The organism is Microcoleus sp. Pol11C2 (genome assembly GCF_036701505.1).
GTDB lineage: Bacteria > Cyanobacteriota > Cyanobacteriia > Cyanobacteriales > Microcoleaceae > Microcoleus.
In genome coordinates, this window is sequence record NZ_JAUBQX010000024.1 from 23,370 (window position 1) to 45,632 (window position 22,263).

The window sequence follows — 22,263 nt, forward strand, 5'->3', positions numbered from 1 at the left end:
GAACGGGAAAGCCATCAGGGTGCATCTATAATATCTGATCTGACTCTAACTTATGGGGGGTACAACCCCTCATTGCTTTAACAAGTCTTTAAAATTAGTCGATTTTTGTAAAAATTTAGGTTTTATGTTGACTTATAATCAATTTTATGGGATTGAAGATTGCCGCATCGCGCTCTTGAGCTTGGGGAATTGAGACTCTCAGGTCTGAAGAGACGCTCGATTCTTGAATAGACTAGGGGAGAAAGCAATTTTTGCAATCTGGCTGCGATAACTTCAGTTGAGGCGAACTGGTACATTCCGATGACGAATATGATCGGGATTTATAATACGTCCTTTTCCCCTGTTGCTCCCAGAGTCACACCTTACAGACCAAATTACCTTTTTGGCTCAGATGAAGTTCAGGCGAGCGGCATAAAATGAGAAAAAGGCATCGTATCGGGCTTAATCTTGAGACTGCAAATGGCTCAAACCTTTTAAATAAAAAGGCTGTAAGCATTCTCCCGACATTGGTAGCCCAGAGCCATAAATGCTTCAATCGCTGTTCGCGTTACACAGCAAAGCCTGGAGGCAAGCTCAAGTTCCCCCCTTGGGAGAACTTGAGCTTAAGTTGTCACAAATGGGGTCTTCCTAGTAACGAGAAGCGATAGATTAGCAATTAGCAGCAATTAGTAATTACTTATTCTTTGGTTTGAAAATGTCTGTTAAACAATCACATTACGAAACTTTACTAGCAGAGTACAGCGAATCTTCGGCCGCGATCGCCCTGCTGAAAAAATATCGGGTTTACATGGAAATGATTCCGAGTATTCGCCGCGCCCATGAGAGTTTAATCACAATTCCTTTGCCAATTGCGCGCTTGCGGGACGGGGTTTCGTATGCCGGAAGCAGCGGCACTAGCATATCGCCCGGACAGGCAGTTTGTTTGCCCTGCGATTTGGCGATTTTGATGTGCGATCCTGAATGGAAAGTTAAGATTGGAGTGGAAATTTTGATTTTCATTCATCGTCCGGGCGAAGAGTTTTCTGAGTTGCTCGGCCGCTGGCGACAGTCTCAGGTTTGGCTGGATAAAGGTTACGAATGGGTGATGCCGCACCGCTACAGACATATTTACAGCGATGAAGCTGAGGCTGTTCATCCGCTATTTGTTTTGTTTGAGGAAACGCCGGAACTGATTCAACGGGGTTTGATGGCGGCTGGTTTGCCGTTTGTGGTGGAAAGTTTCGAGTCGGGAAGTGAAGAAGTAGAGGAGGAAGAGTTTCTGGGTAGCGGGGAACTGGGAAGTATTGGTGAAGAGAGTTTTGATTTGTAGGGTGGGTGCGATCGCCTATAGCCATCCTATTGCTTGAAATAAAGTAGATTTTTTCAACGAACTGTAGAGGGCGCTCTTGGCGCAGAGAAAGAGAAAAGAGAAAAATATTAATGTTTGTGAAGTCCTAAGCGCGTTGTTATACGAAATTCTGGTTAGCTACCCCCGTTAGAATATAGTAATCCTAAATCAGTTGCCAAAATATTGGGCTTCACTAATCCTGATTAATTTGGTATTAATTCCGAGTTTTTATAAAAAAAGCCATACATCTTTAGCTTGGGAAAATCAAAAGTCTGACAATCAGTTACAAGCATAAATAGTTTTGGCTCTTCATTAGTTAATATGCTCAATGAATAGCTAAGGCAGGAAAGAAAGACAAATGAAGCTAGCAAAATAGTTGGTAAGCTGTTGTGCATTTAAATTGTATGTTGAGAGCGGGCTTTCCTGCCCAACCTCTACTCCCCACCAATGTTAAAATTTCTTTTACCATGCAATTTAAATGCGGATTAGCTTAGACTCTTTACCTGGTTTAACAGAGAAAGCTCATTTATTATTAACTATAAGCCCAACCTAGAGGGGTTAGGTGGATTGAACAGCCATCAAAACGAAAAAGAAGATAAAAGTGTTAACAAAGCTGTTAAAAACCTAGAAATACAAGTAATTTTATATCGCCCCTAGGAAGGAATTATAATCATTTTAGAGGTGCCAGAAATTGTCAGTAAATTAACTTTACGCATGGTAAAAAAAAATCATAAATTACATCAACATTCTCTATAGCTAGTCAAAAAATTACCTGGGAAATAGAACTTCGTATTTTTATAAATCAACAGACGACTGTTTAAATGTGAAAAATGTGGAAAGCCCTTTAGTAAAGAGTTGGAGTTTGTCCGAAAAAGAAGAACTTATACGAAACGGCTAGCAAGAGCAATAATCCAAGAAGTGTTAGAGAACGATATCCACAGCGTAGCGAAAAAAGGGGTGGTGACAACAGAAGAAATACAAAGGATGTTAAAATCCGCATCGAAAGAATACTTGAAAGCCAAGCCTAGCGAGTTGAAGAGATTAGGGATAACTGAAATAAGTCTCAGTACAATATCATTACTGTACTGTGCAGTATTAATAGATTGAGAGAAGTATAAGCTAATCGAAATATTGGTAGGAAGGAAATAAGAAGAAATTAGGGAAGGGCTGCTCAGAGGGGATCATAAGTATTAGAGCAAATACAAGAAGTAAGTAGACATTTGTGGAAAGGTTACAGAAATGTAGTGAGAGACTGGATACCAAATGTTCAGGTGGTCGCCGACAGATTTCATGTAATGGCACAAATAATAAGGAATTGGATGCCCAAAAGAAGCGAGAGAAGAGATAGGTAGAAGATTTAATTAAAAAAGCAGAATCGTCAGAAGAGAAAGCAGGCAAGGAGAAAGTTTTACAAAAATTGAAAAAAAGTAAATATGTTTTAGTGAAGAACTAATCCGATATAAAGGAAGAGCAAAAAGCTAAATTCGTGCCAGTTAAAGATGTATTTCCTACTCTCAAAAGGAGGCAGACAGAAAAAAAAATAGAATAATTCCCAACCAAAGTAATAATTAGTTATTCGGTTTTTTGAAACTGGGAAGATGGCTGTCAGGAGCTAAAAAATATGTTCCCGATAGTTAGAAGGCTATTAGTCGTTGACTCAATGAAATTATCCCTTACTTCGATAATAAGACTAAGAGTGAAGTTGTCGAAGGCATCAACATAAGATCAAGTTGATTAAACGTTCTGCTTGCGGGTTGAGAAACTTTGAAGACTTCAGAGTTAGATGCTTACTTCGCAGTTTGATTGTTAGTTGAGCATACTAACTAATGAAGAACAGAAATATTGGCCCGTTTACCAGTACGGCGAACAGCGTCATCTGCCACTAAATTATCAGTTTTTGGCAGATAGACCTCCATACCATGAACAAAAATTAATGCGCTCAGCGGCTACGTTAATTCTTCACGGCAAGCATGATACAATAATACCGATTCAGTGCGATTCGTTTAACCTAAATAAATAGAAATATTTAGGGACAGTTGGTATGGCTCATTCTGCCATAACAACTAAATACACATCTAGGTGCAGGATACATAAGTCCTTAGTCCTAGTCCGCAAGTGCAGCGGTAAAAGCATATCCCCTATTTTGTTAGGTAGCCACTAACAGAGTAAAGCGGGGGTCAAAGGCAGCCCAACCTGGTAAATGTCGAGCAATAGTTCATGTGTAGCGAAAGCAAAGATGTGGGTGAACCATCGTTATATTGAAGTGGTTTAAGGGCTGATTAAAACCATGCCAAAAGGCAAGGATATGGCATAGGCGATTTTAACTTCTTCCTATAAGCACTGCCCAGAAACCCAGTGGATAGCCTCACACTAAAAACTCTACCAATTTGTATTTGGAACGAAGTAACTATCATGTATGCTGGAAAAGAACAGGTGGATCACCCAGTAAGTAGCTAACGAAGAGTACATGAGATAGGGAGTGTATCAGACGCTAATGCTCTATTGTAATGACAGAGATACGCAGACAGATGCCCGGTAACTTCAAAGATGGGAACTATCGTAGCAATGAATAAGTCTAAAACGCGAGACAACCCGACGCTGGAATGGCATCAAATCAATGGGCGCCAAGCCGAAAGATTGACATTCAAGTCGCAAAAACGTATCTATCGAACAAGTGAACATGGTGATGCTAAAGCAGTTGGTAAGCTTCAAAAGACCTTGATTAATTCATGGTATAATAAGGTTCTAGCGGTACGAGGGGTTACACAAGACTATGCTGGTAAACGTACAGCCGGAGTGGATGGTATTAAATTACTAACCCCGAAGCAACGCATTAAGCTAGTAAATGAACTCAAAATAACTGGTAAAGCACAATCTACACGTAGGGTAATGATTCCAAAACTAGGAACTAATGAGTCAAGACTATTACGCATACCCACAATGTACGACCGCGCCTTACAATCAGTTGTCAAAGAACCGCTTGACCCAGAATGGGAGGCATCATTCGATCCCAACTCATATGGTTTTCGACGAGGAAGGTCATGTCACGATGCGATAGGAGCAATCTTTAACAGTATCAGATATAAAGCCAAATATGTGCTAGATGCTGATATTGCCAAATGCGTTGACCCGATTAATCACAAAGCGTTACTTGACAAAATAAATACTTATCCACGCCTCCGATAACAAATTAAGTCGTGGCTTAAAAGTGGCCTGTTACACCAAGGTAATGTTTTTTTATCACGGAAAATAAGCCACCCGGAAGGGTTATTTCCCCGCTGCTGGCTAACATTGCCCTACACGGAATGGAAGAAAGGATTAAGCAATATGCGGAAACGCTAACAAAAGGGTACTCACGAATCAATAAAAAAGAGAAACAATGTTCCCTAAGTTTAACCCGATACGACGATGATTTTGTGATAATGTACAAAGACATTGAGGTAATACTCACCTGTCAGAAGATAATTGCCTACTGGTGGAGTGATATTGGCTTAGAGTAGAAACCAAATCCCAAAAAATTAACCCACCTTCTCAACAAATACAATGGAAATGTTGGGTTTGAGTTTTTAGGATTCCATATACAACAGTATCCGGTAGGTAACTATAGAGATGCCAAAAGTACCAATGGAAACCCACTAGGTTTCAAGACAATAATCACCCCGTCCCAACCAAAAATCCCGGCTCATCTCGTAAAAAGAGCTGAAGTAATAGATTGCTATAAACAATCCCCTCAATCTGTCTTAATTAAGAGGTAAAATGCAATCATCCGGGCATTGTCAGACTATTACTCAGCATTAGTAAGTAAGAAAATCTTCCCAAAATTAGATAATCTTGCTGATCGCAAGCTAAGAGGATGGGCAAAACGACGAGAAAAAGGTAACATCAACAAAGACAAATACTGGCGAACAGTAGGCGAACGAAATTGGTGTGTCAGCACAGAAATAGGTTTTGAGTGAGTCCAATATGCCACAACGAATATCGTAAGGCACGTCAACGTAAAAGGCCATTAAACACCCTATAATAGTGAGTAGATTTACTGAAGTAAACGACTTGGAGAATACCCTGACACACCAACAATAGTAGGAATACTCATTAAAAAATAAAAAGGTAAATGTAGCCACTGTGGTTTGTACTTTACACCTACAGACATTGTAGAAATTGACCATATCTAACCCACCTCCCTAGGCGGCAAAGATAAATTTAAAAACCTCCAACTTCTACATAAACACTGTCACGACACAAAAACGGAAAAAGACGGTTCCTTCCACAAGAACCATGATTAAAACCCGTTTTTGAATTGTACCCATAACAAGGGTGAAGATATCAAGGATCCGGATGAGGCGAAAGTTTCACGTCGGGTTCTGAAGTAGAGGTAGGTGGAGAAATGCCCCTATCGACTCTAACAGCTAGCATAATTTTTGCCGCTAACCGTCCCTGGGTGCAATTAATCGAATTAGAAGATGATCATTCTGTGGGAACTTTCCTAGCGAAAAGGTGGGAAGCGATTCAAAATTTTTGCAAATTCAAAAATTAAAACCTGACCAACTTTCAAGTCTTAACAATCAAATGACTGAACAAGATAGATCGACTCGCACCTTAGCCGTTGACATTGGCGGAAGTGGCATCAAAGTTATGGTTTTGGACAATGAGGGTGAGCCCCAAACGGAACGCAGCCGTTTAGAAACGCCTCAACCGCCAAAACCGGAACCCGTACTAGAGGTGATCGCCTCTTTAGCAAGTGCACAAGGGGAATTTGACCGAGTATCCGTCGGCTTCCCAGGCGTCGTGCGTCTAGGCGTCATCAAAACCGCAGTGAATTTAGATCCGTCTTGGATAGATTTTGACTTACAAACTACCCTCAAAGATCGCTTGGGAAAACCTGTGCGAGTGGCTAACGATGCCGATATTCAAGGATTGGGATCAATTGGTGGGACGGGGGTAGAATTAGTAATTACTCTTGGCACCGGTTTCGGTTCTGCCTTATTTGTCGATGGTATCTTGGTGCCAAATCTAGAGTTAGGACATCACCCTTTTCGTAAAGGGGAAAGTTACGAACAGCAATTAGGGCGATCGGCATTAGATACAGTCGGTTCCAAAAGATGGAATCGCCGTCTGGAAAAAGCGCTCACTTATCTGCAAAATCTCTTTAACTGCGATCGCATTTACATCGGCGGTGGCAATACTAAAAAGATTGTTTTTGAGTTACCGCCGCATGTTAAAATAGTACCGAACGTCAGCGGTTTATTGGGCGGTATTGCTTTGTGGCGCGATTGAATCAACTGTGTGGCAAAAAGGCCCGTAAATATCAAATCAAAGAAACCGTGTTTTTTGCGCGGATTAAAGGCAATAATCCAGTCTTTTCCTAAAAAACCCGGTTTCTAAATCGAGAACAGTTGATTGGGTTTTTGGCTGGTGGGAGATTTGTTTTAAAAAAACATTATTCGCCCATCGGATCGCGGTAGCGTTTGGGTTCATCCTTGCGAAACAGATTCGCCAAACCGAGGATGCCCAACAAACCCAAAGCACCCCAATGATTGTTGTCTTCCTTGCTTTCTTGAAGGGGAGTTCTGTCTAGAACAACTCCATTAGAATCACTATTGTTCTGTGTCGGAGCTGACTCGGTTTGAGCTGAAGCAGGCATAGCTGAAGGGAGAACAGCCAAACTCAAAGCTATGAGGGTAGCGGCGGCAGTTTTAGATATATCGGACGGATTGACTTTCATACTCGGTTTCCAAATATCAGCAGTTACTTTATCAGAATAATCAATTTGCCACCGCAGACGCATCAATCGAGCGACAGAAACTAAATCCCCTCTCTCCTCTTGCTTTCGATATAGAAAAGGCTATATCCTAAGTTTAGATGCCTTTGATACAGCAGAAGTAAGTCGGCATTAGTCAAAAATTTCAGCAGCGAGGTAAATAATAAAAATTTTTGCATTCGTAATTTTTCTTGACTTGTGCCTTCTGCCTTGCCTTGTAAGCTGACAATCTAAATCAAAAGTTTAAAATCATACCATGCTTTCCTTTATCCGAAAAGACTTAGCCGAACTTACCGCATACACTCCCCATCCGGGGGGCGCGTCAGGAGAATCAGCGCACTCGGAAAGTGTACTCGATCGCCTTGATACCAACGAATGTCCCTACGACTTGCCAGAGGAATTAAAGAAAAAGCTAGCTTGGACTTACCAGCAGTTAATTGAGACAAATCGCTATCCCGACGGAGGCCACGCAGCCCTCAAAGAGGATCTCGCCGAATACGTCAATGAATCCCTAAATGTCCCCGCCCCTAACAAGGGGGGGCTAGGGGGGGTTACACTGCCCAAAACCGCCATTACAGCAGACAATATTTCTGTGGGCAACGGTTCCGACGAACTAATTAGATCCATCTTAATAGCTACTTGTTTAGGCGGTACCGGCTCTATTTTGGTTGCGAATCCGACCTTTTCGATGTATGGAATAATTGCCCAAACCCTCGGCATTCCCGTTGTGAGTGTTCAGCGAAAAGAGGAGAATTTTGAAATCGATATCGAGGCGGCTAAAAAGGCGATCGCCCAAAATCAAAATCCCCCCGTGCGCGCCGTCTTTGTCGTTCATCCCAATTCTCCGACAGCCAATGCTTTGACACCAGATGAAATAGAATGGTTGTCAAATTTACCCGAAGAGATATTAGCAGTAATTGACGAAGCCTATTTTGAGTTCAGCCAAAATACTTTAGCAGACCAATTGCACCATCACCCGAATTGGATAATTTTACGCACATTTTCCAAAGCATTTCGATTAGCCTCAATGAGAGTCGGATATGCGATCGCCCATCCCGAACTCGCAGCCGCCTTAGAAAAAATCCGCCTCCCCTACAACCTCCCCAGTTTCTCGCAAATCGCAGCCGAGTTTGCCCTAGCGCAGCGGCAGTTATTGCTGGCAGTAATTCCCGAAATTATAGCAGAGAGATCGCAATTAATTGCAGCGCTAACTCAGCATCAAAAATTGCAAGTTTGGTCGAGTGCGGCTAACTTTGTTTACCTGCGGGTGAAAGTTGACAATCGTAATTTAGCAGAAACTGAACACAAACAAATCATGCAGCAGCTAAAAGAGCGAGGTACTTTAATTCGCCATACTGGGGGAGGTTTGCGAATTACGGTGGGTAGCCCGGAGGAAAATCAGCGAACAGTCGATCGAATAGGAGAAATTTTTGACAACTCATAATATTCGGTCTCCAGTTTCTGCTTGACACAAAAATAACTTTGGAGAAGATATATATGCTTCAAGGAAAGGTTTTACGGGTTGCTCGTCCAACAAATTGCCTCGATCGAGTTGTTCATTTCTACACAGAGGGTTTAGGGCTGCAAATCCTCGATCGTTTTGAAAACCATGAAGGTTTTGACGGAGTAATGGTTGGGATGCCAGGAGAAAGCCACCATTTTGAATTCATCCATCAACGGGGACATATTGTAGGTGGCGCTCCAACTCAAGACAATCTTATCGTCTTTTACCTTCCTAACCAACAAGAATGGCAGCAGTCTGTTGAGCGAATGAAAGCAATGGGATTTGAGCCTGTAAACTCCTACAATCCTTACTGGGACAAAGATGGAGTGACCTTTGAAGACCCAGATGGCTATCGAGTCGTTTTGCAGAATGCCGAGTGGAGCTTGTAGCAGCGCGATCGCAGCATAAGGTATCTACACCAATTTATAACTGATCATTTCCTTGCCGTGCCGCCCGAATGGTTTGGGGAAATAGGCCTACTAAAAGTGCCAAAGCTTCATCGGGAATTTGTGCCACCGTTTCCGAATCCAAATATTGTTCAAACTGAGTTAAAACCATTTGTGCGCGTTCCAAAGCTGTAGGCTTTGCGGTTAACTGTTCCATTAACCGCACCCACTGCCGCCGAATTCCCAAAGCTTTCTGTATTTCTTCGGGAGATTGAGGGCAAACCAAACAAAAATCGCCCACCGGAATCGCCTGCTGAGAGTCAACATCAAAAACGCCCCCAACGGCAGCCCCAGGTCCGGCAAACTCCGCGTGGAAGCGTTTAATCAAAATTAGGCCGTTCCGGCGACGGCTATCTACCATCAACAGCTTGCCGCTGTTGATTTCTGCGAGAATGTCAGAGGAGTGGGGGTGTTCTGTCAAATCGGTGCCAAGGTTTCGATGTCGCAAGTCCGCGCCGGCCTTTCTGCCGGCGCTGACAATATAATTAGAGGTAATATTAGAGCTGGATGAAGTATCAATTTTTTTCTCCTCCCGCTCCCGATCGAGATTATTCATTTAAAGTTATAAATTAATACTGTCACAAGGTGGTAGTTTGAGCGCGATCGAATATCAAATGCAGGTAGAACAAGCAGTAGACACCCTGAAAGCGGATCTCCCGACGCTGTTTGAGAAAGACATCTCCTACGACATCTACACAAAAGATGTTTATTTTCAAGACCCTGTTAACAAATTTAAAGGAAAAATCAACTATCGCATTATCTTTTGGACTCTGCGATTTCACGGGCAGCTATTCTTTAACGAGATTTACTTCGACCTGCACGACGTAAGTCAGACAGCCCATGATATTATTGTGGCAAATTGGACTGTTCGCGGGACACTGCGGGTTCCCTGGAAAGCTCGGATTTTTTTTAACGGCTACTCTACTTATAAACTGGATAAAGACGGGTTAATTTACGAACATATCGACACCTGGGACAGAGAGCCCGGAGAGATTTTAAAGCAGTTTTTCCGCAAGGGGGAGGAGGCGGCCCAAGTATAAGCCAAAAAGGTCGATCGCGCCGAGATCAGGGCTAGCAAGGCAATTAACTTATAATGGCTAAAATAATCATCATCCCTCCGATTCATTTTCTGCTATTTGTAAATTGCTAAAATGATTGTCGCCTCGGATTCATTTTCTGCTATTTGCACTCCTGAAAAACATCATGGCTGATATTGTCCAGACTGCCACCAATGCCGGCTCTTTCAAAACACTCGTGACTGTTATTGAAGCGGCTGGTTTGTTAGATTTATTGCAAAGTCCGGGACCTTATACCGTCTTAGCACCAACTGATGAGGCATTTGCCAAAATTCCTACGAACACTATTACCTCTTGGCTGGAAGACATACCCAAGCTCAAGAAAATTCTGACTTATCACCTTCTGTTTGGCGAGGTACTAAGTGAGAATTTGCTTGAGTTAAGTTCTGCTGAAACAGTGGAAGGTTCTGTAGTGGGAATTGATACTTCTGACGGCATTAAAGTGAATGATGCTAAAGTTCTCACTTCAGATATTCTTGCCGACAATGGCGTCATTCATATCATTGATGCGGTGCTAATACCAACATTGCTTGCAGCATAACAAAACTTGTGGCATCTCTAAATTTAGTAGGGTGCTTATGGGCGCACCTGACATTTTAAACTAGAGAACTTACGCAAGTGTTACAATTAGTAAGGTGCGTCAGAGCCCAAACCATAGCTCATCCGTCCATAACTGGGTCGGACGCACCCTACAAGTCGATTTGATCGTGACACTTGCGTAATTGCGGAACTAATTATCAGAACCTAAAATCACTCCTGAGCGCGCCGGCAGCATCAATTCTAAAAGCCGATTTTCCCCCTCACCTTTCCAAACAAACTCGCCTTTCCCAAACAGCAATTTCTCGTGAGGAGATTTCAAATTAGCTGCCTCAAAGCTAATATTAGCTTCTTCGGTCGCGACATTGATCGCAACAACTATTTCCTCATCCCCCAAAATTCTGGCAAAAACGTAAACCGTTCCTTCAGCAAACAGAACTTGGTACGATCCAGTGCGGAGGGCCGCGTATTTGTGCCGCAAAGCTATCAACTGCTTATGATAATCTAAAACATCAAGTTCCCAGCGAGATTGTAAGGGAAAACCGCGGCGAGAATCGGGGTCTAGAGCACCGGGTAAACCAACTTCATCGCCGTAGTAAATACTGGGAGCTCCAGGAAAAGTTAACAGCAGCAAAGTAGCGAGTTCGACGCTAGCTTTATCGCCCCCAGCAATTGACAGCAACCTAGCTGTATCGTGACTGGCTAACAAATTAAGTTGAGTTAGCTGTATCGGCCACGGGTACAGATCCAAAACGTGCTGAATTTTGTCGCCGTACTCTTTAGCAAAAAGCGGGGGATAGGGATGGTAAGAACGACCTTCAATTTGAGCTAAATCAACTCTGTCGCCCGCTGTAAAAGCAATAGTCGGCGCCGCAAAAAGATAATTCATTACTCCATCAAATTGACTGCCGTCGAGCCATTCCCTCGCGTCTTCCCAAACTTCGCCAACAATGTAAGCTTCGGGATTAATAGCTTTAACTCGTTCTCGAAATTCCTGCCAAAATCCCGGGGTTTTAATTTCAAAAGGAACGTCCAGCCGCCAGCCATCGATGCCGAATTTAATCCAATATTCGGCGATTTCCATGATGTATTCTCGCACTTCGGGATTATCGTGATTGAATTCAGGAAGTGCTCGATTCCCATCCCAACCGGCATAATTAGCAGGAAAATTGCCGTCGTAGGCCGATAGTGGCCAGCCTTCAACTTTAAACCAATCCACCCAAGGAGAATGGGGGCCGTTTTCGAGGATGTCGTGAAAGAAGAAAAAGCCGCGGCTGGCGTGGTTGAATACCCCGTCGAGGACCACTTTGATATTGCGATCGTGGGCGGCGTCTAGAAGCTCTTTAAACGCTGGATTGCCGCCCAACATCGGATCGACTTGATAGTAGTCGTGGGTATGGTAGCGGTGATTGCTGGCCGACTGAAATATTGGGGTGAAGTAAATTGCGTTAATGCCTAAGTCTTGCAAGTAGTCTAGCTGTTCCATCACGCCCCACAAGTCGCCACCTTTGTAGCCTTGGAGGGTGGGGATTTCGTGCCATTCTTCCCACATGAAGTTTTGCAGTAGGCGTTTGCGAGGCTGTTTGCTTTTGGCGAAGCGATCGGGGAATATTTGGTAGAATACCGCGTGTTTAACCCAGTCCGGCGTTTGAATTTCCATACACTTTTTTTAGCTTTTAGGGGTTAGGCTACAGTAGCAGATGTTTGTTGCGGATCTAGCTTTTGGTAGAGAATAGACATTTTATCCCCTTTGGTTGATCGACAAATTGTAAAATATTACACAAATTTGCGGTCAATCTAAGATAGAAAACTGACTCTACCTAGAAGAAATTTATCGTCCCGACGGGGGGCGCTTCCTGGGTGCTGTGGAGTCGGACAAACTCAGATAACAGAAACGCCCGCAAAAAAAACCTGCTCAAACTCAAGCAGAACCAGAGCGCGAAGAAGGGCCATACAGAGCGTCAGCGCCCGTGGTGACGCGATCGACCTGGCTTGAAAAAGAACAACAGCGCCATGAGCCTTGATCGATAAATTGTGAAAACGGGGAATTTACCCAAAAGACTTGTTATTAATAGCCCAAACCCCGAACCTTATTCTTTCCTTAAACTGCCTTTATTTATTGAAGGGTATTTTAAGTCACAACTCAAAACTTTTTTAAATATCCATTCTGGATAGATGGGTATTTTAACTCAAAACTCCTAACTCCTAACTCCAGTCCCGGACGCACTCCAACTCTTATAAACCGGGTTTTTTAACTGTTATTGAGGATTTGAAGAAGTATTTGGATTAAACAACCCGGTTTCTGTGTAAGCGACTCAACTGATAACTCAAAACTCAAAACTTCCTTGCTCCCCCCCCTTGTCAAGAAGCCCTCACCATCCGACACTGTACTTGGAGAGTTAATCGACCCTAGGGAGAAAGTTCCTTGAAAAAAGTCTTAGCCATCATCCTCGGTGGCGGTGTAGGCACCCGCCTTTACCCCCTAACCAAACTGCGAGCCAAACCCGCAGTTCCCCTCGCAGGCAAATATCGCCTCATCGATATTCCTGTCAGCAACTGCATAAACTCGGAAATAGTCAAAATCTACGTCCTCACCCAATTCAACTCGGCATCCCTCAACCGTCACATCTCTCGCACCTACCAGTTTTCCGGCTTCACCGAGGGATTTGTTGAGGTGCTCGCCGCCCAGCAAACTCAGGAAAACCCCAACTGGTTTCAAGGGACAGCCGACGCAGTTCGCCAATATCTCTCGCTGCTAGAACAGTGGGACGTTGATGAATACTTGATTCTTTCGGGCGATCACCTCTATCGCATGGACTACCAGAAGTTTGTGCAGAGACACCGCGAAACCAACGCGGATATCACCCTCTCGGTTTTGCCAATGGACGAGAAGCGGGCCTCGGATTTTGGTTTGATGAAAATCGATGACACCGGCCGCATTGTTTCTTTCAGCGAAAAGCCAAAAGGCGATGCGCTCAAACAAATGCAGGTGGATACTACTACACTGGGACTGACAGCGCAGCAGGCTCAGGAAAGTCCTTACATTGCTTCGATGGGGATTTACGTCTTCAAAAGAGAAGTTCTGATTAAACTCCTGAAAGAATCTCCAAATCAAACTGATTTTGGTAAAGAGATAATTCCGAATTCTGCAAAAGACCACAACGTTCAAGCTTATTTGTTTGACGATTACTGGGAAGATATCGGAACCATTGAGGCTTTTTACGAGGCTAACTTGGCTCTGACAAAACAGCCTAAGCCGCCTTTCAGTTTCTACGATGAAAAGGCGCCGATTTATACTCGCCCGCGTTTCTTGCCGCCGACTAAGCTTTTAAATACTCACGTGACTGAATCGATTATTGCGGAAGGCTGCATTCTCAAAGAGTGCCGGATCGACCATTCTGTGTTGGGAGTTCGATCGCGCATTGAAGCTGGATGTACGATTCAAGACACCCTGGTCCTGGGTGCTGACTTCTACGAACCCGACGCCGAACGGCATTCGAGTTTGGACAGCGGCGGCGTCGCCCTGGGTATCGGTGCAGATACTACAATTCGCCGCGCGATTGTGGATAAAAATGCCCGCATTGGCCGCAATGTTCAAATAATTAATAAAGACCGAGTGGAAGAAGCAAACCGCGAAAACCAAGGTTTTTACATCCGCAGCGGCATTATCGTAGTCCTGAAAAATGCCACGATTCCTGATGGAACTATCATTTAGTTATTAGTCATTAGTCATTAGTCGTCAGTCATTAGTTTTTTAAGTTAAAATCTGTTACCTGCTTTTCAAGTGACTGATTATAAATAATGAAATTAGTGACAGATCACCAATGACCGATGACTGATGACTGATGACAAAATTCATTCTTTTTTTTGTTGATTATTAATTTCCACCGCTGATGCGAGGTTGTTGAAATACTTGGCTTTATTCAAAGGCTCGCGCATTATTAATAAGCGACCGTCTCTGTTACAGTCTGCCGTGATACAGATATGTCCGCTCGCCTGCGTCTGGCGAATAGCTTCTGATTCTTGTATTTGCGCTGGTAGCACGACTGGCAAATGCGCTGCCCGTTTCTGAGTAAAACAGAACTCTCGGAACTATCTTTCCAATCGTCGCAGCAGCCACAAGGCCAACTTAGCAAATAATTCATAATGTTAGCACCCTAGTAGCGTTAAAAGCTTATCGCTCTACTATCCTATCTTAATGTTTTATACAAGTGTGTGATGTAGCTAACAGACAGCGGAGAAATTATGTTATATTACTGGGATTTAAATCTCTTCAAAGGTTGTAAAAATAAAATTTTATAGGACGGGTCTGGGGTTAATAAAAAATATCTAGAAATTTTGTGGGAGAACGGCGCAATTTAGGGTATTATATAGTCACAATTTAGACATCAGATTGGATCGAACTGGCTGATGAAAACCTGCTAAGATTCGGATTGGGTGATAAAGCTCAGATCGAGAAGTTCGATCGCACCGCGCCCCGGAAAAAAAGACAAAAAAAAGATCGATCGTCCGCCCCAGTCAACCCTCCTGGTCTCGCGCCCCCAACAGCAGCAGCTTTCCCCGCCTCATCTCAACCGGGCTGCTGCCTCCCGACAGCCCTAAGCCTCATAACTCCCCACAAAGTTTTCGTCGCAGGAGTTTCCCCGTCTCACAGCTCACAGGTATAGCAACGGCATATAGGGTAAGGACGTTCTTAATTGATGAAAGCATTGTTTTTGCTGTCGAATGCCAAAAGCATTTCTAGAGGCGGCTGCTCTGGCTCCCTTCAGCACGAGAGAGCTGAATGCTATAAAATCTTAAACAGCAGCGGAGTGCGGAAATTGCGATCGAACGCCAAGCAACAACCGAACTCGATCGAGTCCAAACCTTTGATAACCTATAATTTGAATGAGATGCCGCAGGCACTTCGGCTCCTGGCATTATACTAATGCGCCATCCTGCGGCTAATTTGGGATTTATTCTTTCTAACAACTAACAACTAACAAATAACAACTAATAAAGAGGGGATTGCTTAATGGCTGCAACAGATTTTAAAGACTATTACGCTATTTTGGGGCTCAACAAAACTGCCAGTTCTGACGAAATTAAAAAAACTTTCCGCAAACTAGCCCGCAAATATCACCCGGACATGAACCCCGGCAACAAAGAAGCCGAAGCTCGTTTTAAAGAAGTAAACGAAGCTTACGAAGTGCTCTCAGACCCTGAAAAACGCAAAAAATACGACCAATACGGTCAATACTGGAAGCAAGCTGCCACAACTCCAGGCGGATGGCCGGGGGGGGGCAGTACGAATGTAGACTTTGGCGGGGTTGACTTCAGCGAGTACGGCAGTTTTGACGAATTTATCAATGCCTTGCTAGGTCGCGCAGGTAGTAGTCCCGGTAGTGCCCGCAATGCCAAGTGGAATTACAGCAACTACCGCAGCACCAGCGGCGGGCCCACAGGTTTTGGCGGATTTGAAGATTTCGCGGGGTACGAAAACCGCACCGCAGGAAGCTCTCTCGACACCGAAGTCGCCATTTCCCTGACTCTGGGGGAAGCATTTCGGGGAACTTCCAAGCGAGTCGCCACGGGAGAAGTTTCGATTCCAGCCGGAGTGAAAACCGGCAGTAAAATTCGGATAAAAGGCAAAGGTCAAGTTGACCCCTACACGAAGCAGCAGGGAGATTTGTACCTAAAATTAGAAGTTTTGCCTCACGCTTTCTTCCAGTTTGAGGGAGAAAATTTGGTCTGCGAAGTGCCGATAACTCCCGATGAAGCGGTGTTGGGAGCTTCCATTGAAGTGCCGGCGCCTGAAGGTATGATCACTGTGAAATTTCCAGCCGGGATTCGTTCGGGTCAGTCTTTGCGGTTGCGGGGCAAAGGATGGCCGAAACCCAAGAAAGACGAGCGGACTGATTTGTTAGTAAAAATTGCGATCGTGCCACCGAAAGAACTCACGACTGTCGAACGCGAGTCCTACGAGAAAATCCAAGCAAACCGTACTTTTAATCCTCGCAGTAATCTCAATCAGATGGTGCTTTGAAAAAGCGTGCATTTCTCGGGCGCAAATACAAATAAGATTCTTTCTTCACTATTTCCTTGGGACACAGCATTGTTGTGTCCCTACTGTATGCAAGCGCGCTCTCATTTGAAAAATACCCTGTTAATAAATCAACTTTTCTTCGCCCGTAATTTGCACTTTCCAACCTTCTCAAGACTCTTCGCTAGCTCTTAGCTGAGTAGGTTGACTACCTTGTTTGAGGTTGATGGTAATTTTTTTAGCTCCTTTGTTCTCCAGATCTCGGATGTAGCCGGTCGATCTGTCAGAAGCTTCCTGTCTGCTGTCATAGGGCCCAAAGTAATAGGTACCCTTTGGCGAATCTGTATCCACTTCTACCCACCATTCGTCGCGTCGAGTGCTGCTAGCAGGTTGAGCTAGCACCCAAAAAGCCGTGAAAAACATACCCAACATAGAGATTTCAAACATATTTACCTCGGGGAATACTTAAGTAGTTTTTACTATTCTCAATTTATCAAGGCAACGGGAGCGATCGGCTCGTCCTCAGTGCTGATTTGATCCCGATAATTTTTGGCAGTTAATGCTGGCTAAACTCTGCATTTTGGTGGAGAAGATGCCGACTTTGAAGCCACCACTACAAATACAAAGTCCGCCCGGTAAGGACTAGGACAAGACGATGCTTAATATTATTGTTGAGGCTTCAGTTAATGAAAAATTCAAACCGAACTTACACACTTTTGACGCTCCGAAACCGCGTTGCTTAACCCATACCCCTCGCTATAGACGGAGTATTTTCGTCAAAAAACCCGGTTCCTGCCCCCTGGAGTATCAAAATTCTTAAGCCGCGATACCCTCTGAAAATTCACTATCGCAAATCGTGAGTTCCGAAGGCTGACAGCGTTTGATGCGGATACTAACCCTTTTAGCTCCCTCGCTTTCCAAGTCTTCGATGTAGCCTGGAGTATTGCTGGACGCTTCTTTGTCGGTGTCGAAGGGGCCAAAATAGTAGGTACAGTGGGGCAAATCGGTGACAATTTCTACCCACCATTTCTCAGACCGGCGATGCCTTGGCCCGGCAAACACGGACAAGACTGCGACGTAGATACAAAATAAATAAAATCCGAGCATCTTTATTCTTGAGGGAGGTTTAATTTATTATTTAAATCTATCAAAATAATTTGTCTGATCGAATCAACCTCAGTGCTGATTTTGCCTCGATCGACTTTAGATGCGAGATTTTAGATCTTAGATTTTTCTTCCCATCTAAAACCTAAAGCAAAACCCGCCGGTGCGGGTTGTTTGCTAACTGAAAATGCTCTTTTTCCAAACTAGATGGCTGGGCAAACCTCAGCCTGCTGAGGTTTAGCGCTTGCCTTTGGGAAACTGTTCGATACCAGCCCAACCATAGAAAACCAGCTCGTCGTTCTGAACTCGGCAGCGGTCTACTCGCAGTTGAGTGCCTTCTAAGGCAAATTTGTCTAAGTCTAGCAAGTTATTTACGTGGGCAATTATAGCTTGGCCCAAGTCTACTGCTTGCTCGTCACCGCCGTAAGTAACGCTGACAAATTGGATTTTGCGTCTGTCTTCTACTTGTAATTGAGCAGTAATATCTATTTTGACCGGTTCGCTGGCATCGCCTACGGTAATTTCGGACTGAAGCCGAATTGATTTGTCAGTTCCGAAGCTGACTTCAGTTTTTTGAAAGTGCAGAGATTGCTCTTGGTACTTCAGCTTCTGGAGTTTTTCAACTACAAAAGGTGTATTGAATGAGGTGGTTAAATCCGATCGACTTAAGACTACTCGCATATTTGCCTGGGTAGGCTGCCGCAATTTCACTTGACCTGCAAAAATCGCTCCAAAATCAATGGAGAGTGCTTGCAGGTAGAGTTCCATCACTTCTATGCGAAGGCCGTTGTACATCAACATACCTTTGCCAACGAAGTCGAAACCGTCGATGCTTCCCTGCAAGAGTTTGGCTACTGGTTCGACTCGGATGTTGGCCTCGGCCTTTTCAGAACGCTTGAATAAGGCTGCGATCGCAGCTCCTGCTACTTTACTAACAAGGCGATCGCCACTTTGACCTTGAAAGGATGTACCGCTAAACAAAGCTGCTACCATTTATTCGTTTGCTCATCTACAGTCGCCATTATAACCTCATATTAAGAAATGTAAAAATTGCTTGTGCTTATTCACCTCATAAGCAGATCTTGTTTTTTGTCTGTCTTCAAAACAACATTGTTGAAATTTAAAGGCTCAGGGGGGTGCCTTGGAGACAGGCGCGATCGAGCAACGCTCCATCCCAAAGGGTTTGTTCGATCATGGCACAAAGCAAATTAGCCCCCGTCAGGTTAGCGCCGCGCAGTACGGCTCCATTCAGGATCGCTTCTTCCAAGTCAGCTCCCGACAAATCAGCGCCGGACAAATTGGCATTGCTCAAATCGGCACCAAGCAAAATTGCCCGAGCCAAAGCAGCGCCCCGCAAATCGGCGCCACGAAAATCGACACCGCTCAAATCCAAATTGCCGATGGATGCCCCCGTCAAAAAAGCACCCCCAAAACTTGCGTCGCGGACTAAAGCGTTAGCGAAGGAAGCTCCCCGCAAATCGGCATTGCGAAAATCAGCGCCTCGCAAGTCAGCGCCGCTCAAGTCAGCACCTCTGAGGTTGGCTCGCAATACGGCCCGCTGCAAGTTAGCGCCGGCGAGATTAGCTCCACTCAAATTGGCTTGAGACAAGTTAGCACCGGCGAGATCGGCTCCGGCTAAGTCTTTTCCGGCTAAATTAGTGCCGGCCAACATCAAAATTTTGCCTTTTCGTATGGCTTCGAGGTCATTAGTCATTAGTTTTTAGTCATTAGTCATTAGTCATTAGTCATTAGCGCACAGACCGGCTGCTGCTACAACTCCCAGTGTTAGGGTGCGCTTAGCAAGCACAGGCTGATTTTGTGTAGTGTTGGAAAAGATTTTGTGCTGAGTTTTAAATGCCCAATAATTCGGCTAGGCACTTCGGCTGCGCTCAGCACAAGCTCTGTACAAGTTCCCCATTACCAATTACCGATCGCCCATTACCCATCCAGTTATTTTATAATGCCGGAGCGGTCGCGGTCGTTCGATCGCCCACATCCTCCAACCACACGTTAGGCAGTTGGCTCGGGCGGTTCGGTAACTCCATCAAACCCATTTCTGCCAGCCTGACGACGTTGCTGAGAGTTTCCACCAAAGCCGGATCGAAGCGAGTGCCAGACAGTTCGCGGCACTCTTCCAAAGCTTCGCTCAAACTCAAAGCTGGACGATCGCCACGCGGTTGAGTCAATTCTTGAAAATCAGCGACCAACCCCAAAATCCGCGAAGCAACGGGTATTGTTTCGCCTCGCAAACCCTCTGGCCTGCCGCTGCCGTCCCAATATTCGAGTTGGTGCTTGACAATTTCCGCCACAGGTGCTAGTTCCGGCATTGCTTGCAGCAGTTGGGAACCAATGAAACTGCGATCGCGCCAAAATGAGAAAGTTGCTGGGTCGAAAGCATCGGGAGTGCGATCGAACACCTCATTTGGGGCAGAAACTAAGCCGACTCGAAATAGCAATCCAGCCAGCCGCAGCCTCCGCAACTGCAAAGCCGGCAAATCCAGCAGTTGACCCAAAGTTTCCGACAAAGCCGCCACCTGCAAAGAGGCTGTAGGGTTTGCGGTATCGCGTTCGTCCACGCGCTGGGCCATCCGCAGAAAAGCTTGAAGTTTGTTAGCGTTCAAATTGCGGCTGACGCGCAAAGCTTGACCTTCCAATTCCCACAACTCGCGGGTTTGGCGGTTAATTGCTACCATTTGCTGCTGAGAACTTTGCAGGTAAGTGACTATCCGCGATACCACGCCACTAATGTCGGCCAAGGGCGGGCCTTTGGTAGCCAGGATTTCGTGGTGCATTTCCAGCAAACTGTCGGCCAGGGGAGAGTTGTAATATCGCGTCTGTTCTATAAAAATTTCTGCAGCAGCGGAAACCAAAGACTGGTCAAACGACCACAAACCGTAGAACTTTCGTTCTGTATCTACTTCGGGCTTGCCCTCGGGCAAGTATTCCTCGTCTGAAAGTTCGCGGCAAAGCACCATTGCTTTGTATGTCGGGGCGAGGATGATTAAATTCCATTCTTGGATTAAAGGGTCGCTCTCATCGAGATTTATTAAAGATACATTTTCTAATTGCCCGGTTTTGTGGGTAGCGAAACCGCTGTCGGCTACTGCACCTATGACAACGCGCCGAGAGGCATTAGCAATATCTAGGTAGCGATCGGCTTCCTGTAAATACCATTTACCCTGCTGAAACGTCACCAAAACTAAGGGTTGGAGTTCGCTCTTGTCCCCGCCACTGGTTTGCAAAATGTGGTCTTCTAGGGCGTGACATAGGGCTACTAGGGTGTTTTTGAAGTATACCCCGTAGCTAGAAGGCAGTTTTCCGTCGGGAAGTGTAGCTTGTAGTCTAGCGAGAGTTGATTCTGAATTCATTGCAAAAAGCGGTGCCGGCTCTTACTTATTGTAGCGGGCGATCGAACTTCTCGAAAAGACTTTTGGCAAAAATCCGAGTTTTTGATTTTTCACCGCTTCGCAACCGAGTCAATTTAGAGTGCGCCGAAGAGTACCTGATTAATTTTAGTAATTTTCTGAAAACCCTCTGTCTTTGGCTGAGTTTTTTTTCAGACGATAAACCTGCCGGGAGGAAGACGGTAAATGACTTAAATATTAACTACTATTTTTTAAACAAGATTATTAGGAATTCTGAGCGTGCTTCAACAAAATAGAAGTTTAGGGGAACAGGCGATCGACAAAGTGGCCGAGATTGCTATTACTAGCAAATTAGACGAATCCGAAACTTTGTCTGTGACAGTTAACACAGATCCGATTCAGCTCGCCCAGGGTTCAGTAGAGGCCGTTGTTGTTGAGGGCAAAGGATTGGTAATGCAACAAGATTTGCGCGTGGAAGAATTGCAAATCCACGTCAAGGATATTGCTGTCAATCCCCTCACCGCTATGTTTGGCAAAATTGAATTGAACGGGCCTGCCTTCGGTGGGGCGCGCGCAGTTTTAACAGAAAGCGATATCAACCGCGCTTTTAATTCCGAATACATCAGCAGAAAACTGAAAAACTTGAAAGTTACTGTTGAGGGACAACAGCAGACAATAGACGTTAAAACTATTGAGTGCCAATTGCTAGCCGGAAAAATAGCTTTAAATGCTGAGGTATTGGTGCGGGAAACTGCCTCAACTGAAAAAATTTATTTTACAGCAAAACCTCAGATCGCAGCGGACGGTTGGGCAATTTCTCTTCAGGATGTCGAGTATCCTGAAAACCAGGAATTTTCGCCGGAGTTAACTGAAGCTTTGGCGGACAAAGCTGGTGAAGTTTTAAACTTGCGAAATTTTGAAATTGAGGGAATGTCCCTGCGGGTTCAGCAGCTAAATGTGGAAGCTGGTTTGCTGACTTTGCAAGCTGAAGCGAAAGTAGAACAATTCCCTAATTAGCAGGTTCTAGGGTGTGTCAGAAACAAAAAAGCTCTTCAATTCCAGCAACTATTGGAACTGGGCACCCTACCATTATGCTTTGCTTTGGAAAAAACTCCCCAGTCTAT

Annotated in this window: 23 protein-coding genes and 1 pseudogene; 16 read left to right on the top strand and 8 right to left on the bottom strand. The window is 44.7% G+C overall.

Features of this window, described 5'->3' with window-relative positions:
• The first annotated feature begins 694 nt into the window (after positions 1 to 694).
• The 8 genes and pseudogenes from QUA42_RS15495 to QUA42_RS15520 all read left to right on the top strand — a co-directional run bounded on the left by QUA42_RS15495 (position 695) and on the right by QUA42_RS15520 (position 6,601).
• A complete protein-coding gene (locus QUA42_RS15495) occupies positions 695 to 1,309 on the top strand; it encodes a hypothetical protein (protein ID WP_015176201.1) in 615 nt (204 codons plus the stop codon).
• Between the two features lie 873 nt (positions 1,310 to 2,182).
• Positions 2,183 to 2,434: a transposase family protein gene (locus QUA42_RS27800; RefSeq protein ID WP_445301321.1), complete on the top strand. Its 252-nt coding sequence runs from the start codon at positions 2,183 to 2,185 to the stop codon at positions 2,432 to 2,434.
• A 137-nt stretch (positions 2,435 to 2,571) separates the two neighbouring features.
• Positions 2,572 to 2,679: a hypothetical protein gene (locus tag QUA42_RS27805; protein ID WP_445301322.1), complete on the top strand. Its 108-nt coding sequence runs from the start codon at positions 2,572 to 2,574 to the stop codon at positions 2,677 to 2,679.
• A gap of 1,195 nt (positions 2,680 to 3,874) precedes the next feature.
• A complete protein-coding gene (locus tag QUA42_RS15500) occupies positions 3,875 to 4,513 on the top strand; it encodes a reverse transcriptase N-terminal domain-containing protein (RefSeq protein ID WP_333138048.1) in 639 nt (212 codons plus the stop codon).
• A 119-nt stretch (positions 4,514 to 4,632) separates the two neighbouring features.
• Positions 4,633 to 4,827, top strand: a complete 195-nt coding sequence (locus QUA42_RS15505) for a hypothetical protein (protein ID WP_333138049.1) — start codon at positions 4,633 to 4,635, stop codon at positions 4,825 to 4,827.
• A 273-nt stretch (positions 4,828 to 5,100) separates the two neighbouring features.
• Complete coding sequence (locus QUA42_RS15510) at positions 5,101 to 5,283, top strand: group II intron maturase-specific domain-containing protein (protein WP_333138050.1); 183 nt, start codon at positions 5,101 to 5,103, stop codon at positions 5,281 to 5,283.
• Positions 5,284 to 5,535: 252 nt separating this feature from the next.
• Positions 5,536 to 5,610 (top strand): annotated as a pseudogene (locus QUA42_RS15515) (hypothetical protein); the annotation flags it as partial.
• A 283-nt stretch (positions 5,611 to 5,893) separates the two neighbouring features.
• The gene (locus tag QUA42_RS15520; protein ID WP_333138051.1) at positions 5,894 to 6,601 is read left to right on the top strand and encodes an ROK family protein; all 708 of its coding nucleotides are present in this window, start codon (positions 5,894 to 5,896) and stop codon (positions 6,599 to 6,601) included.
• 163 nt (positions 6,602 to 6,764) lie between these two features.
• On the opposite strand, the gene QUA42_RS15525 is transcribed toward QUA42_RS15520, so the two are convergent.
• Positions 6,765 to 7,049 carry a WGxxGxxG family protein gene (locus QUA42_RS15525; RefSeq protein ID WP_333138052.1) on the bottom strand — a complete coding sequence of 95 codons (285 nt, stop codon included), beginning with the start codon at positions 7,047 to 7,049 and terminating at the stop codon, positions 6,765 to 6,767.
• Between the two features lie 292 nt (positions 7,050 to 7,341).
• Between QUA42_RS15525 and QUA42_RS15530 the strand changes: the two genes are divergently transcribed.
• A complete protein-coding gene (locus QUA42_RS15530; RefSeq protein WP_333138053.1) occupies positions 7,342 to 8,529 on the top strand; it encodes a histidinol-phosphate transaminase in 1,188 nt (395 codons plus the stop codon).
• A gap of 53 nt (positions 8,530 to 8,582) precedes the next feature.
• Positions 8,583 to 8,978 carry a VOC family protein gene (locus QUA42_RS15535; RefSeq protein WP_333138054.1) on the top strand — a complete coding sequence of 132 codons (396 nt, stop codon included), beginning with the start codon at positions 8,583 to 8,585 and terminating at the stop codon, positions 8,976 to 8,978.
• A gap of 34 nt (positions 8,979 to 9,012) precedes the next feature.
• Here the strand turns inward: QUA42_RS15535 and QUA42_RS15540 are convergent, their stop codons facing one another.
• A complete protein-coding gene (locus QUA42_RS15540) occupies positions 9,013 to 9,591 on the bottom strand; it encodes a hypothetical protein (protein ID WP_333138055.1) in 579 nt (192 codons plus the stop codon).
• Between the two features lie 58 nt (positions 9,592 to 9,649).
• On the opposite strand from QUA42_RS15540, the gene QUA42_RS15545 reads away from it, so the two are divergent.
• Together QUA42_RS15545 and QUA42_RS15550 are read left to right on the top strand one after the other, a co-directional pair.
• Positions 9,650 to 10,075 (top strand): DUF2358 domain-containing protein, encoded by a 426-nt coding sequence (locus QUA42_RS15545; protein WP_333138096.1) that lies wholly within the window; start codon positions 9,650 to 9,652, stop codon positions 10,073 to 10,075.
• 163 nt (positions 10,076 to 10,238) lie between these two features.
• Complete coding sequence (locus tag QUA42_RS15550; protein ID WP_333138056.1) at positions 10,239 to 10,652, top strand: fasciclin domain-containing protein; 414 nt, start codon at positions 10,239 to 10,241, stop codon at positions 10,650 to 10,652.
• 189 nt (positions 10,653 to 10,841) lie between these two features.
• Here the strand turns inward: QUA42_RS15550 and QUA42_RS15555 are convergent, their stop codons facing one another.
• Positions 10,842 to 12,308 carry a glycoside hydrolase family 13 protein gene (locus tag QUA42_RS15555; RefSeq protein WP_333138057.1) on the bottom strand — a complete coding sequence of 489 codons (1,467 nt, stop codon included), beginning with the start codon at positions 12,306 to 12,308 and terminating at the stop codon, positions 10,842 to 10,844.
• A gap of 765 nt (positions 12,309 to 13,073) precedes the next feature.
• Between QUA42_RS15555 and QUA42_RS15560 the strand changes: the two genes are divergently transcribed.
• The 3 genes from QUA42_RS15560 to QUA42_RS15570 all read left to right on the top strand — a co-directional run bounded on the left by QUA42_RS15560 (position 13,074) and on the right by QUA42_RS15570 (position 16,673).
• Positions 13,074 to 14,363 carry a glucose-1-phosphate adenylyltransferase gene (locus tag QUA42_RS15560; protein WP_333035737.1) on the top strand — a complete coding sequence of 430 codons (1,290 nt, stop codon included), beginning with the start codon at positions 13,074 to 13,076 and terminating at the stop codon, positions 14,361 to 14,363.
• Positions 14,364 to 15,348: 985 nt separating this feature from the next.
• Complete coding sequence (locus QUA42_RS15565) at positions 15,349 to 15,576, top strand: hypothetical protein (protein ID WP_190663825.1); 228 nt, start codon at positions 15,349 to 15,351, stop codon at positions 15,574 to 15,576.
• 86 nt (positions 15,577 to 15,662) lie between these two features.
• Positions 15,663 to 16,673 carry a J domain-containing protein gene (locus QUA42_RS15570; RefSeq protein ID WP_333138058.1) on the top strand — a complete coding sequence of 337 codons (1,011 nt, stop codon included), beginning with the start codon at positions 15,663 to 15,665 and terminating at the stop codon, positions 16,671 to 16,673.
• 168 nt (positions 16,674 to 16,841) lie between these two features.
• Here the strand turns inward: QUA42_RS15570 and QUA42_RS15575 are convergent, their stop codons facing one another.
• The 5 genes from QUA42_RS15575 to QUA42_RS15595 all read right to left on the bottom strand — a co-directional run bounded on the left by QUA42_RS15575 (position 16,842) and on the right by QUA42_RS15595 (position 21,142).
• Entirely contained in the window at positions 16,842 to 17,117 is a 276-nt protein-coding gene (locus QUA42_RS15575; RefSeq protein ID WP_333035734.1) for a DUF1816 domain-containing protein, read from the bottom strand.
• A 369-nt stretch (positions 17,118 to 17,486) separates the two neighbouring features.
• Positions 17,487 to 17,777, bottom strand: coding sequence for a DUF1816 domain-containing protein (locus QUA42_RS15580; protein ID WP_333138059.1), 291 nt, complete (start codon positions 17,775 to 17,777; stop codon positions 17,487 to 17,489).
• A 234-nt stretch (positions 17,778 to 18,011) separates the two neighbouring features.
• A complete protein-coding gene (locus tag QUA42_RS15585; RefSeq protein ID WP_333138060.1) occupies positions 18,012 to 18,767 on the bottom strand; it encodes a DUF2993 domain-containing protein in 756 nt (251 codons plus the stop codon).
• A 127-nt stretch (positions 18,768 to 18,894) separates the two neighbouring features.
• Entirely contained in the window at positions 18,895 to 19,488 is a 594-nt protein-coding gene (locus QUA42_RS15590; RefSeq protein ID WP_333138061.1) for a pentapeptide repeat-containing protein, read from the bottom strand.
• A 241-nt stretch (positions 19,489 to 19,729) separates the two neighbouring features.
• Positions 19,730 to 21,142, bottom strand: coding sequence for an HD domain-containing phosphohydrolase (locus QUA42_RS15595; RefSeq protein ID WP_333138062.1), 1,413 nt, complete (start codon positions 21,140 to 21,142; stop codon positions 19,730 to 19,732).
• A 276-nt stretch (positions 21,143 to 21,418) separates the two neighbouring features.
• Between QUA42_RS15595 and QUA42_RS15600 the strand changes: the two genes are divergently transcribed.
• Positions 21,419 to 22,156, top strand: coding sequence for a DUF2993 domain-containing protein (locus tag QUA42_RS15600; RefSeq protein ID WP_333138063.1), 738 nt, complete (start codon positions 21,419 to 21,421; stop codon positions 22,154 to 22,156).
• The last annotated feature ends 107 nt before the right edge of the window (positions 22,157 to 22,263 follow it).